This window comes from Aquimarina aquimarini (assembly GCF_900299535.1).
Classification (GTDB): domain Bacteria; phylum Bacteroidota; class Bacteroidia; order Flavobacteriales; family Flavobacteriaceae; genus Aquimarina; species Aquimarina aquimarini.
Genome location: NZ_OMKE01000011.1, coordinates 49,897 through 63,850 on the forward strand (window position 1 = coordinate 49,897; position 13,954 = coordinate 63,850).

Genomic DNA, 13,954 nt, shown 5'->3' on the forward strand with positions numbered 1-13,954 from the left:
AGAGAATTGCAACTTAATTCATAAGAGATTTAGCTGTATGAGCTGCTTTATTTATAATGCTACCTATTTCTTGAAATTTATCTAAAATAAAAAAGTGACCTCCTTCAAACTGCTGAAACCTAAACGGGTATTTTGTTTCTTCTTGCCAACCAATAAGTTGCTCCTTGGAAACGTCTTCGTCTAATCCTGCTAAAACAGTAATCGGAATATCTAAAGCTTTATCCTGCTTATATTCATAAGTTTCTATCGCTTTAAAATCTGCCCTAAGTATCGGTAAAAAGAAATCCAAAATTTCTTTATTCTCGATAGCTCGTTTAGGAAATCCGCCTAATACTCTTAACTCTTCTTTGAAATCTTCATCACTTAATGTATGGCAAGTAACCTTTCTAACATGATTATACCTAGGAGCTTTACAACTAGATATAATCATATGTAAAGGCAACTGATCTTCTTTTTTTTGAAGTAATCGAGAAACTAAAAAACATAACATCCCCCCAAGGCTATGCCCATAAAGGATATAGGGCTCGTCATCTGTTATATTTTTAATTTGATGATATATATCTACTGCCATTTCATTAAGATCTGTCAATAAATTCTCTTTGATCCTTTTTCCATGACCTGGTAATTCTATAGACTCCATTACTAATGTACTGTCTATATGTTCTTCTAATTTGGCAAAGCTAAATTTATTACCTCCACCATAATGTATACATATTATTTTCATAATAAACTGATATGATATAAACTTGATTAACTAGAATATGATAGTACTGGAAAAGGCTGTCCCAAATTATTTTTAGTTCTAAATTTGTTATGCCCATATGTATCTGTACCACTAACCTTAACACATCCCCAATCTTTTAAATCAAAATCAGCTCCATGTGCTCTAAAAGTTGATGTATTTGGATATACTTGTACCTGCCCTTGTACATATCTGCAAGCAACGGCAAATCTAGTAGAACGTTCTGAAGTATTAGGAAAAGAAGCATGCATACATCTTGCAGAAAAAATTACACATTCTCCTGGTTTCATTTCTAGAACAGCAGCTTTAGATTCATCTGGTTCCCAGTTAGAATCTACTTTAAAATCTGAGAAATTATATCCATAAAAACTCGTATCAGACTCTACGGCTGTATATGCTTCTTCTCTACCTGTGCTTATATTTTTCTTCTCATCAAAAAACATTTTGTTATGAGAACCTGGCATCATTTTCAAACATCCATTTTCTTTGGTAGCATCTGTAAAAGTAGTCCAAACAGTTAAATCAAAAGGAATTCCCTCTTCTGTAGCCGTTGGAATTAACTGGGGTTTTCCTGTTGCATAGCTATAATCTTGTACTTGATGCCACTCTGTACCCTTACTTCCTGGATATTTAGGAAACATCTCTACCCTCCATAGGTTAATATCATCCCCCATAATACTTGCCAATCTCTCCACTATTTCTTCTCTACAGATATGATTAGTTAATTCTTCTATATCAAAATGTCTGTCATAATTGAGTGTGTTTTTGTGTAACATTTTTGAATGATCAGCACCTTTAATTCTAATCTGTTTCAGAATATTCTTTGCTTCTTCTGGTTCGTAAACTTTTATAGGACCTATAAATCCTTGTTCAAAAAATTGCTTTTTTTCTTCTGGTGTTAATGAATTTTTCATGATTTGTATGAATTAAGTTTATTGGTTATATACCGATAGGTGTAGTAAAGGATTCCTCTCAAAAACAGTGTTTTAGATATTATTATAATACATGTAGATTTAGTATTTATACAGGATAAAAGAGTTTTGGGTTCTCACATCATTTTAACTTTAAAATCGTGTTTATAGAAATTAAAATGGTAGTATAGGTTTTGATATTGGAAAATTATAAACCGATTATTGTTTTGAGGAATTATATAGCCATTAATAATACATATGTAATAGGCGTAGGAACTAATTAAACTAGTGAGAAATAGTAGTTACTTACTATATTTCGCATTTGGACATAGCTTCGCCTCTTCGTGTCACACTTCTTTTAAAAATCTAAAAAATTTAATGAAATAAGATAGAATAGTCTATCTTGATGATGGATACTATAAGTTATAAACGAATATACTTATTATCAATCTTTTCACAATACGCTTTATCCGCAATTGTTTTGCTGTTTTTATTCATAACAAAGCACAATAAACCGTAATCAACTAATAAACAATACTTTAAAAAAGTAACGTATTACCATACACATTTGTATTTCACATCAATAATTAACAAAAAACTAATGCAATTAACTTTTTGTTAACTTACTGGATTTTATTTTAAAGTCAATAATTTTCAATTATTATGATAGAAAAACGATCATTTTATTTTAGAATTATATCAAATTCTTAATCCAATATTAGCTTCTCCTCCTCCATTTCTTTTTCTTCCTCCTAGCTATCAATGACACTTACTATTCGCTCAACAGTTTCTTTGACATGAACGATCAATAATAACTACCTATCTTGATACTTCTTCTTGGTGTAAAACACCTTCTTAAAGGATTAGAAGATGGGTCATAATCTATATCTTAAGAAATTCTGTTTTTGATCTAATTCGTTCTAGGTTTCTTCTTGTGTATTGACTGATATTATAGTTTTATACTCAGAATTAATTGACTTAGATACTGGTCTTGAATCTTTTCTTTTTTCTTCTGAATTATATATAGTACCATCATATAAAATAATAATTATGTAAAAACACATTGTTTATTTTTATTATTTTATTTTGAGAATTCAAATGTACTTGATTACTAATCAAAATTCAAAGGGGTATTCACCCCTTTTTCTGGGGTTTAATCACCTCTAAATTTGAACTTTGATTATCTTCAATTAGGATTTAAAAGATACTATCCTAATAATATAGAGAAACATTGTTAAACTAGTGACTGTCTCAGATCAAAAACTTATAAAATGATACAATATCAGATTCATTTGAATGTAAGTTTTTTTTACAAAAAAGCGATATTTTGCTAATAAAATATCGCTTCTTAATCTATTAATTTTTTCTGATTATCTTACTATCAATCGATCTACATGTATTTTTTGAAACTCATCATAAATTGTTACAAAATAAACTCCTGAATTATAGTTTACAACATCCAGATAAACAGAAGTAGCTGATTTTCTTTTGTTTTCTCTTTTTTCGATAAGTTTTCCATAAGCATCTCGGATTTCATATGAGAAAATAGGGTTTCCATTTGATTTAATAGTAACTATATTAGTCGCTGGATTCGGGTATATTGTAACTTGATCTTTTTCTCCTACAGCTACGATTACTTCCTCTTTTTTAAATTTTGTTTTTTTCAAATTTTGCAAGCTAAAGGCAGTCTTTTCTGAGTATCTAAAACTTCCTCCAGAAGCAAGTACTCTTTCTCCAGATGTTAATCTGTAATTTCCTCTTCCGTATCGACAGCAAATTCCATCTCCATATGTATCTTTAATAATAAAGGTATAATCACCAAATGGCAAACACTTCTTAATTGTAATCAATTCTTTATTATAGGGTCCCCCTGAGGCTACTACTTTTTTATTTTTATCCTGAATTTCCCAAGAAGTTTCTTCAGGATAATTATCCGTTTTCAGTTTTAGGGTCACCTCTGTACATTGAGTTGAATTATCATATTCCTTTTGTAAAGCGTCGATAGGTTCAAAAATATCAGTAGTAATCCATACATTTAGATCTAGAGAAAGTTTTCCATAGCTATTATCAGTATCTGATGGCTTAGCAACTCGCAAATACGCAGAACCTGAACTCACACCATCTTGTAAGCATCGAGAGTCAGCACCTGGTCTTTTAGCCCCTTGTAAAGCAGCCATTAGCTTATCTGCTAATGTACCTTCTGTTTGCAAAAATGCTTTTTCCATATCCAAAATAACATCTTTAGATAGTAGTATATTTCCTGCTATAGCATAATTGGATCCAGCAATATGTAACTTTTTATCAAATACTTTGTCTCCTGTATATCCTGCTGTTCTAGGTGCCCCTCCGTTTAAATCAGCAATAATGTATTGTGCACTATCTGGAACTTCTCCATTTTGAACAAGCCATTGTATAATTTGCTCTGGAGAATCACCTGCCTCCATACGTTTTGTAGCGGCTTGCTGATTTGCAGGTATCCAAAATGCTTGTGTATTAATTGCTCCTACTCCTAATACAATATCACTCACATCTCTTGCCCCATCTTCGGAATTAATACAAGTGGCTCCTGCACTTCCGATTTCGCCTGTTTCTGGATCTACTGCTACAATAGAAAAAGTGTGTTGTGCTTCAAGCGTAATTGGCAAGCATAAAATCAAATACAATAAGAAAAAACAATTACTAAAAAATTTCATAATGAGTTAGTTTTAAGATGTTAGTATAATTTGTAGATTAGATATCCACAAAATAATTGAAAATACTGACCACCTTACGATAGCGTTCTGTTAAAAAGAGCAAACTTCTTGTTAAACCACAACTTCGTTACCTTTTGATTATCAAAAAGAAACAATACTGCTTTTGAATCTAATAAAACGTATGAATAATAAAAACGATTTTATGTTATCAAAAGAAATACTACCATCAAAAGACTGTATGATTATTTTTAAACGGAAAAAGGATAGTTTATATAGAAACTAGCATAATCTCAATACTTTTTGACATAAATCAAAGGAAAGCATATCAGTTACTTGGATATTTGCGAAATAATTTTGAAAGTCAAAGTTTTGTATTACAAAGAAAACAACGATTATCTCGCTTGTAATATCTTCAATCACACAATTGTGGCTTCAAATGATTAAGAATATATGACAAATGAATAAATTCTATCAATTAAAAGTTTTAGAAGTAAAAAAAGAAACCCAAGATTGCGTTTCTGTTTCTTTTGATGTTCCTTATGAATTACACGAAACATTCAATTATAAGCCTGGACAATATTTAACCTTAAAATTCAACTTAAATGGTAAAGAGATCCGTCGTTCTTATTCATTATGTAGTTCTCCTGTTATAGAAAAATCATTGCGAATTAGCCTAAAACTGGTAAAGAATGAATTGGTTTCAAATCATATAAACAACACTATTAAAGTTGGTGATTTTATTAATGTTATGCCTCCTGATGGACGTTTCTTTGTTGATGTTAAAAAAGAGAATTCTAAAACTTATTATTTGTTTTCAGCGGGAAGTGGTATCACACCAATTTTTTCAATTTTAAAAACAGTTTTATTAACTGAAGAATGTAGCTATGTCTATATGATTTATGGAAATAGAACAGAGAATTCAATATTATTTAAAAAAGAATTGGACAAACTTATAGAAAAATATGGAGATAGATTTATTCTTGAATATACCTTGAGTCACCCTAACAGTAATTGGAATGATTTATGGAAACCTTCAAAAGAGCAAATTTTCCGAAAAGGTCGCATAGATACTAAACTTGTCAAGTGGTTTATAAATGAATTTCCTCTTTATGCAAAAAATGCAGAATACTACATCTGTGGCCCAGAAACAATGATTGAGAACACGAAAAAAACTCTTAAGGCAATTGATGTTCCTAATGAACGTATTTTTTTTGAAAGCTTTGAAAGAACTAATTCTAATGATTCACCCTAAAGAATTGAAAAAAAACTTAAGGGTGAAACTATGGTTCTGTTTTGCCTCTTTTTTTGTTACCTCCTAATCTAACAACATTAACTTATCGCTTTAAAGTAAAATGTGAAGAAAATGTTTTAACAACACCATCATTTTTATCTAAATATTCAACTTTAAACCAATAATCGTTAGATGGCATATTTCTATTTCTATACGTTCCATCCCATGAATCATAAGAAGGTCTTATTTGCTTCAACAGAGCACCATATCTATTAAAGATATATATTACTGCTGAAGTATTATTTTTTAGACAATGAATATTCCATCTATCATTAATAGCATCTCCATTAGGTGTAAAAAACTTAGGATAATCCAAAACTGAAGTTGTATGTACTCCTGTATCATTACACCCAGAAACATCACGCACATATACCGTTTGAAAACATTCTTTTACGTTGTCAAAAACATTGCTTTCCTGCCAATTTCTATTATCCAAACTGTATTCAAATTCTTTAAATCTTTCATTATTATTTTTTACGGTTACTTTGATTCTATAATCATTGCCGTAATTATTATCAATAATACTTGCTTCTATATCCAATTTATTTATTGATATCACTCCAATAGTCATCTTTACATTTGTGGCACACAGATGTGCATCTGGTGTAAATATATATTCTTCGGTTTTTAAGTTAGTTAACTCTGGTGACCATGATCCTGTAATACCATTTAAAGAAGTTGTAGGTAATTCTGATAACTCATCGCCAGAACAAATTGGATCAATTTTATTAAACAAAGGCACAATTTCTTCGTTAAAGATAATTGCTATTTCATCTCGATGTATATTGCCTATACTATCTGTTACTGTAACCCTATAAGCTCCTGTTTCATTTACAGTGATAATACGTTTTCCTCCTGTATTTGATATCTCAACAAATCCATTGCCTGTATCTATTTCCCAAAAATAATTTCCATAGAGTGGGCTTTCATTTGGATTTGCATTTAAAGTTGTATTTGTAACGCCGCAAAGGTTTAAATCACCCCCCAAAACACTATCAAGAATAAATGGTGCAACTACTACAGTAATATTAGTAGGTGTGCCACATTGATCTGAATCTGGTATAAATGTGTACTCTTTAGTTATTAAGTTGCTTAATATTGGAGACCATGATCCCGTAATACCATTTATAGAAGTGGTAGGTAATTCAGATAATGTATCTCCAAAAGAAATAGGAACTATTGCATTAAACAAAGGAACAACCCTTTGTTTAACAGTAATTTCCACTTCATCCTGGTGTATATCTCCTACAAGATCTGTTACCGAAACTCTATAGTTTGCTGTTTCATTTACAGTAATAATACGTTCTCCATTTGTATTTGGTATTTCAACAAATCCACTTCCTGTATCTATTTCCCAAAAATAATGTACATATTGCTGGTCTTGATTTGGATTTGCATTTAAAGTTGTAACATCACAAACTTCTGAATCATCACCCAAAACATGCACAATATCAACAATTGAGCAATCTGTAGTTCCTGCTTCTGATTCATCCAAATTTATTTGCTCTATTTGAACTAATCCATTTAAACCTATATTAGAGTAATTTGTTACTAACAAAACATAATAATCACCTGACTTTACGTTATTTAGATGCATTTCTTCAATAGCAGCAATACTATAACTACAATCCTTTACATTAGTAGTGTTAATAGTAGCATAAAAATCTCTTGCATTAGTAAATGTAGTATTAGTGGGACATCCAGAATCCAAAGACGTACTATATTTAGGTGAACAATGATCAGAAAAATCATTACACCTTACACTTTTAGAGTTAAAAGGTCCCCATACCACAAAGTCTACATCTAAGCCAGGTTCTACAAAAGGGTCTAACCTATTATTGGGCACTAAATCTGCCCATTGACTAATCCGAAACTTTACATCTCCCCCCTTTGCTATTTTAAAATAGAACCAAGAAGGCCTAGGATCTGTATCTAAGCAAGCTACTTGTTTTCCAGTACCCTCATTTGTTACATCCGAAACGTTTTCAAATGTATAACGCCCCTGTGGATCCCAACAAATAGGTTTTAAATCATCACAACTTACCCCTCCAGGTGTATTAATAAATTGAGCAAAAAAAGTGGTGTGAATAAAAGCAAAAAAAATGAGTGTTTTGAATTTCATTTTTATTTTTAATAAAGTTGTCATTTTTATATTCTAAAAATCAGTATTAGTTACTACTTCCCATTATATCATGACTATTATTTTAATTCCGTAAAGTATTTACAGTACATAATAGGGTATTGCCAAACTCGAACTTGGGATTGATTAATACCATTAAAATCAATATGATTAATGAATTAATGAGAGTAAAACGTATCGAGACATGTATTTCTATAATGACTCGATACGTTTTCAGCGTATATGTAATACTATAAAACCAAAATTGGCTATATTGTATAACCTGGGGTTTTTAATCGTATACATTTTACACTTTTCTGAATTAATTAATTTGACCTTCTGCTGTTATTCTCTTTTCTTCCTTTTACTATGTAAAAACTAGATCTTCTATTTTTTTGGTGTTGTTCTTCTGTGCAATTTTCACAAGCATCTAGCAACTTATCTTCTCCATAACCCATAGCACTCTCTATTCTGTTAGAAGCTATTCCTCTGGATATTATATAATCTCTTACAGATTCTGCTCTCATTGTTGATAAATGCTTATTATAATCAGCACTTCCTCTACTATCTGTATGTGATTCTATTTTGATAACCATATCAGGATAATTATTCATTACCGTTACTATATGTTCTAATTCCTGCTCTGAATCTTTACGGATATTATGTTTATCAAAATCAAAATAAATAGGTCTGATTACTATTTCGTCTTCTACTATTAAAGGAACCAATTCGATATTTTGTACTACTTCTTTGTTGTTAACACCTAAAGTTTTAATGGATTTTGTTGCTTCTCTATAGTTCTTTTTTGATGCTACAAAAGTGTACTCTTTATCACATTCGTTATCTGTAAAAAGGTAAGTTCCATCTTCTTTTATAACTTGTTCCTCTAATGATTTTTCATCTCCTGTAAATAGTATATCAACACCACCTAGCGGAGCTTTTGTTATAGAATCTGTAACAACTATTTTTATACTTTCTTTACATTCTGGTTTTACAATAAAACTATAAATATCATCATCTCCTTTTCCTTCTTTTCTATTAGAAGAGAAAAAGCCATACTTGTCTTCTTCATTTATAATAAATGAAAAGTCATCATAAGTACTATTTATTGGAGTTCCTATATTTATTGGCTTACCATACGTATTGTTTTCCAGTTTAGATTCAAAAACATCTAATCCTCCTAAACCTAAATGTCCATTAGAAGCAAAAAATAGATTTCCATTTTCGCTTATAAAAGGAAACATTTCTTTTCCTCCTGTATTAATAGTTTTTCCTAAGTTTTCTGGTTTACCATAGCTATTACCTGAAATAGAGACACGATAAATATCTGTGTTCCCATAACCTCCAGGCATATCAGATACAAAGTATAGATTTTTTTCGTCAGTACTTAAGGTTGGATGACCACATGAATACGCATCATTATTAAATGGTAATTCTTGTATATTTACCCATTTATTATCTTTTTTTTCTGCTTTAAATAATTTTAAATGAGATATTCTATGATCATCTCCATGTAGTTTTTTACCATCATAATTATCTCTAGTAAAATAGGCTGTGTTTCCATCTTTTGTAATTACAAAGTTTGATTCATGATATTTAGATGATACGTCTTCTAATAATGTTATATCTGCTATATCTCTCGTACTTTTTTCTATAATCGATTCCTTTGCTTTATAGATATTTAAATAAGGTTGACGGTTCCATTGATATAACTTTCCTTTTGTTCCAGTTTTTGGACGTGTTGATGAAAAATAAAATTCTCCATTTTTAACAAATCCTCCAAAGTCAGAATATTCGGTATTACTTGATAGATTATGAAGATTAAAATAAATTTGAGGTTTGTTAGAATATTCTGTAAAATAATCTCTATTATTTTCTAATGCTATAGCACTAGTATTATATCCTTTATCTTTTAACTTTAACAACCATCTGTTAGATTCTTCTATTTTTTCATTAGTTTTCAATGTTTGAGCATACCTAAAAATATGATCAGGAATCGCTATTTTTTCATATTCCCCTATTAATTTTCTATAATATTTTTCTGCTTCTTCATATTCATTATTATAATAATACGAATCTGATAACCTACTTAAAGTTAAATAAGAGTTATCTCCTTTATCATGAATCGCTTTATATATTTTTGATGATTTTTTATACGCAAATTCTTTAAAATACTTGTCTGCGGCATATTTTCGTTGCCCATATCCTATCGTTATTGATAAAATAAACAATATGTATGTAATTTTTTTCATTTTTATTAAGTTTTAAAAGAATCTTGGTGATTTTGCGGTTAATTCTTTGAAGAAATTCCAACGAATCATTAATTCGTAAGTTCCTGAATTATAGTTACTATAATTAGATGTTGTTAAGTCATATGCAAATCCTAATTCTAAGTTTTTAGTGGCTTTAAACCCTAGTAAAGCACTTATAGAATCATCCCAGCGCCAAGATGCCCCTAAAGTGAATTTTTTATTAAATAAGAAATTTGCAGAAACATCTAATGATAAAGGTGCTCCACTTACCACCTTAGTTAAAAACGCTGGCTTAAACTTTAGGTTTTCAGATAAGTCAAATACATACCCCCCTATAAGAAAGAAGTGCATACGTTCTGCTGCTACATTACCACCACTGGCAATTGAGTCATCATAGTATCGGGCTTTTAACATATTAGGGGTCGAAACTCCTAAATACAATTTATTTGTATAGTAATAAATACCTGCTCCTATAGTTGGTAAAAAACGACTAATGTTTCCTGTTAATTTTTTATCTTGAACATCTTTCACCAACCCTTTATTCCAATCAACAGCTAAATGTCGTCCTCCCAGTTTTAATCCAAAAGAAATTTTTCCTTTCTCACTAGCTCGAATTATGTAAGAAGTGTTTATATCTAAAGCTATTTCGTGAGCTGGTCCTATTTGATCATTAGTTAAGTTCACACCTAATCCCATACCACTATATCCTAAAGGAGTATCATAACTTACTGTTTGTGTTGACGGAGATCCATCAACACCTACCCATTGTGCACGACCTAATAAATTAATTATTTTATGTTCATTAGTTCCTGAATAAGCTGGATTTATGGTCATCGTATTATACATGTACTGTGTAAAATGCGAGTCTTGTTGGGCATTAACTTTAGATAAAACTAAAGTGAATACTAACAACAGTATAAATATTTTAAATTTCATGTTTCTATTTTTATTTGATAATGTATAACCACCCTACTTTTGGCTTTGAGCCATCTCCAAAGTCTATTGCATAGTAATAAGTGCCTGATGGTAATATTTCTGAACCGTTTATTGTTGTTCTTCCTGTAGACAAACCTCTAAATACTACATTTTCATTATTATATCCAGACGCTTTATAAACTGAATTCCCCCACCTATTAAAGATTTCTACAGTATTATTCTTATACTTAGGGTTATTTATTCCTGTAATGTAAAATGTATCATTTTGGTTATCACCATCGGGTGTCATTATGTTATATATAATTATATTACATTCACTTGTAGTAGTTATGGGTAAGCTTATATCTGGGGAATTATAATCACAAGGATCGTTGGGGTCAGTATTATCTAGACCTATTGTTCCATCTCTATCGCTATCTAATTCTTTTAAATTTGATACTCCATCTCCATCACAGTCTGCTACTGCCCATAAACTTGTTGTTATTGATAAGTCGATTCTCGAAATATCTCCTCCTATACAAGGATCATTATCATCGGGGTCTGTAGTAGCATCTTCACCATCATCATCTTTATCCATATCTATTTCTCTAAAGTCAACTTCTGGTGTATCTGCTGTGCTGTCTATTGTGTCTAAAGCTCCTGCATTTAATGTATCATTAACATCAAATAGTGTTGCTATCGTATCTACTGTATCAAATGTATCTAATAACCCATCGCCATCAATATCTACTGTTGTTCCATCATCTGTTAACCCTGATTCGGCTGTATCTGATAACCCATCATCATCACTATCTAAATCTAAATAATCTGGCAAATTCTCTGTAGTATTTGCATCGGTATCTGTTGGAGTTGTTATTGGGGTACTTCCTCCAAAGTCTGAATCGTACTGGTTATCGATTCCATCATTGTCATCATCTGCTTCTAATGGTGGCTGATAACCCGCAGTAGTTTGTCCCTCTACATTATCAGGTATTCCATCATTATCTGAATCAATATCTAGATAGTTTGATAACCCTTCATTATCTGTATTTGGTAGTATTAAAGCTGTTCCATTTGTTACTTCTCCTGATCCGCTTCCACTATCTACTGTATCTAAAGCGTCTATTAACCCATCATTATCAACATCGATCATGGTATGGGAAAGACCTTGAGTTAGGTAGTCTACTTCACCATCTTCATTAGCATCTGCTCCTCCTGCTTCTACGATATCTAAAATACCATCGTTATCTGAATCTAAATCTAAATGGTTTGGGACCCCATCTCCATCTAAATCATCAAATATTGGTTGAGGGCTATTGTCATTATCACCTATTGCTGGATCTGAGTCATCGTCATCTAAATAGATTGAGAAACCATCATTATCATTATCTTCATTTGGGTCTAATCCACCTGTTTCTATAGTGTCTAAAATTCCATCGTTATCATCATCTAAATCTACCTTATCTAATACTCCATCACCATCAGTATCTGTAATATCTACAAAATGAATACTTCCTGCAAAAAATTTAGTGAAATACAATTTAGTTACTGAATTAGTTACTGAAACATGAATTCCTGATAGATAATCCCAGGCATTGAAATTGTCAAGAAAGACTTCTGCTGTTGGCGAAGAGGACTTAAGATCTATTTTTACGAGTCTATCTACCACATCAGGAGCACCTGTAGGAGGGTCGGCCACATATAAAACCTGATTCTTAACATCTAGACCTATTCCAGAAGGGCTATTTACATTGGTTACAACATCTTCAACAACAGGAGTCGAATTTGATAAATCAATCTTAGAAACCCTAGGTGTTCCACCTGAACCAGCCCTCTGTGTAAAATAAAGAGAATTATCAATCTCATTATAAATAATCCCAAACGGATAATCTAAATTAGTAACAAAGTCCTCTCCTACTATAGGAGTGGCGGTCATATCTAATTTGACAATTTTTCCAATACTATCTACAACATACAAGATATCACCCACAAAAGTTAAACTATATGGAAATGTATAATTAAAAAGAACGGGGATACTTGGGGTGTTTAAATCTGTTAAATCCAATTTTCTAATGTGTCTTGGATTTGTGTCAGAGTCTCCGTAATACAATTCATTGTTATATACGTCCATCCCATACGTCCTTGATGCCAGTTCATCAATAACTGTTGATCCTACACCGATGTTATCTAAATCTAAATAAGATATACGACCTTGATACCATTCGGAAAAATAAAGGCGATTGTCAATTATCTTCATTGATGATGGAGTACTTAACCCATCAAGCAATGTTACTTGAGCATTTATATTATAATAAAAAGCTATTAAAAATATTATTAAGTAATTTTTGTTCATTCTTTTGTCCTAAAAATTAAATTCCGGCAAAACTATATAATTATTTTTATTTATTCTAAATAAAAATAATTTTTATACATTCTTTAAGAAACAACACAACTAATTGGTTGTCAGTAAATTAAAAGAGGTAAATAAAAAACCCCTATTCTATATGATTGATAATCTTATAAAATATTCTTCTGTTTAACTTTTTAATTTTTGACATATGCTTTTATAACTTTTTCATTTGAATATTGACCTATTCTATTTTGCATAGAAACCATTTTCCCAAAACTACCCTACCTATAATTTTGGACTTACTACATTTGACTGGACATTAAGTTTATAGAATTATTGCTATCTACTTTATCTCTGAATTATGTCTAAACGTAAAAAGAATTACAGTATCGATTTTAAGCTAAAATCTGTAGAATCAGGTTATGCCAGAGGAAATATATTCCAGGTATGTAGAGAATTAAATATTCCTACATCGCGCTAGGCCGTTGGAGAAAAGAATTTAATAAATATGATACTAATAGTTTCCTAAGTCGCGGTAAGCCAAACTCCGAAGGTCGCATATTTTAACATTTTCAGAAAAACACTTCCTCAACAGTTACAAACTCAATAAAAACAAGGGATCAGTGAACCACAAGTATCTAAAGTCAAAAGGATTTTCATAATCAGAAATAGAAGGTTTTA

Annotated in this window: 8 protein-coding genes; 1 reads left to right on the forward strand and 7 read right to left on the reverse strand. The window is 30.9% G+C overall.

From position 1 onward, the window contains the following. Positions 1-13: 13 nt before the first annotated feature. From DG508_RS06610 to DG508_RS06620, 3 genes are all read right to left on the reverse strand, one after another. Positions 14-724 (reverse strand): thioesterase II family protein, encoded by a 711-nt coding sequence (locus DG508_RS06610; RefSeq protein ID WP_108867383.1) that lies wholly within the window; start codon positions 722-724, stop codon positions 14-16. A 26-nt stretch (positions 725-750) separates the two neighbouring features. Next, entirely contained in the window at positions 751-1,656 is a 906-nt protein-coding gene (locus DG508_RS06615) for a chlorinating enzyme (RefSeq protein WP_108867384.1), read from the reverse strand. 1,367 nt (positions 1,657-3,023) lie between these two features. Beyond that, the gene (locus DG508_RS06620) at positions 3,024-4,346 is read right to left on the reverse strand and encodes a DUF1028 domain-containing protein (RefSeq protein WP_108867385.1); all 1,323 of its coding nucleotides are present in this window, start codon (positions 4,344-4,346) and stop codon (positions 3,024-3,026) included. 457 nt (positions 4,347-4,803) lie between these two features. Between DG508_RS06620 and DG508_RS06625 the strand changes: the two genes are divergently transcribed. Next, positions 4,804-5,598, forward strand: a complete 795-nt coding sequence (locus DG508_RS06625; RefSeq protein ID WP_108867386.1) for an FAD-binding oxidoreductase — start codon at positions 4,804-4,806, stop codon at positions 5,596-5,598. 82 nt (positions 5,599-5,680) lie between these two features. On the opposite strand, the gene DG508_RS06630 is transcribed toward DG508_RS06625, so the two are convergent. The 4 genes from DG508_RS06630 to DG508_RS06645 all read right to left on the reverse strand — a co-directional run bounded on the left by DG508_RS06630 (position 5,681) and on the right by DG508_RS06645 (position 13,276). Beyond that, positions 5,681-7,759, reverse strand: coding sequence for a T9SS type B sorting domain-containing protein (locus DG508_RS06630; RefSeq protein ID WP_234418192.1), 2,079 nt, complete (start codon positions 7,757-7,759; stop codon positions 5,681-5,683). A gap of 323 nt (positions 7,760-8,082) precedes the next feature. Continuing rightward, entirely contained in the window at positions 8,083-10,008 is a 1,926-nt protein-coding gene (locus DG508_RS06635) for an OmpA family protein (protein WP_108867388.1), read from the reverse strand. A 12-nt stretch (positions 10,009-10,020) separates the two neighbouring features. Further along, positions 10,021-10,944, reverse strand: coding sequence for a PorP/SprF family type IX secretion system membrane protein (locus DG508_RS06640; protein ID WP_108867389.1), 924 nt, complete (start codon positions 10,942-10,944; stop codon positions 10,021-10,023). A gap of 10 nt (positions 10,945-10,954) precedes the next feature. Then, on the reverse strand, positions 10,955-13,276 hold the full coding sequence (locus DG508_RS06645) for a gliding motility-associated C-terminal domain-containing protein (RefSeq protein WP_108867390.1): 2,322 nt from the start codon (positions 13,274-13,276) through the stop codon (positions 10,955-10,957). Positions 13,277-13,954 lie beyond the last annotated feature (678 nt).

Coding starts and splice junctions, on each gene's coding strand:
- DG508_RS06610 (WP_108867383.1), bottom strand. CDS start 724: ATGAAAATAATATGTATACATTATGGTGGAGGTAATAAATTTAGCTTT.
- DG508_RS06615 (WP_108867384.1), bottom strand. CDS start 1,656: ATGAAAAATTCATTAACACCAGAAGAAAAAAAGCAATTTTTTGAACAA.
- DG508_RS06620 (WP_108867385.1), bottom strand. CDS start 4,346: ATGAAATTTTTTAGTAATTGTTTTTTCTTATTGTATTTGATTTTATGC.
- DG508_RS06625 (WP_108867386.1), top strand. CDS start 4,804: ATGAATAAATTCTATCAATTAAAAGTTTTAGAAGTAAAAAAAGAAACC.
- DG508_RS06630 (WP_234418192.1), bottom strand. CDS start 7,759: ATGAAATTCAAAACACTCATTTTTTTTGCTTTTATTCACACCACTTTT.
- DG508_RS06635 (WP_108867388.1), bottom strand. CDS start 10,008: ATGAAAAAAATTACATACATATTGTTTATTTTATCAATAACGATAGGA.
- DG508_RS06640 (WP_108867389.1), bottom strand. CDS start 10,944: ATGAAATTTAAAATATTTATACTGTTGTTAGTATTCACTTTAGTTTTA.
- DG508_RS06645 (WP_108867390.1), bottom strand. CDS start 13,276: ATGAACAAAAATTACTTAATAATATTTTTAATAGCTTTTTATTATAAT.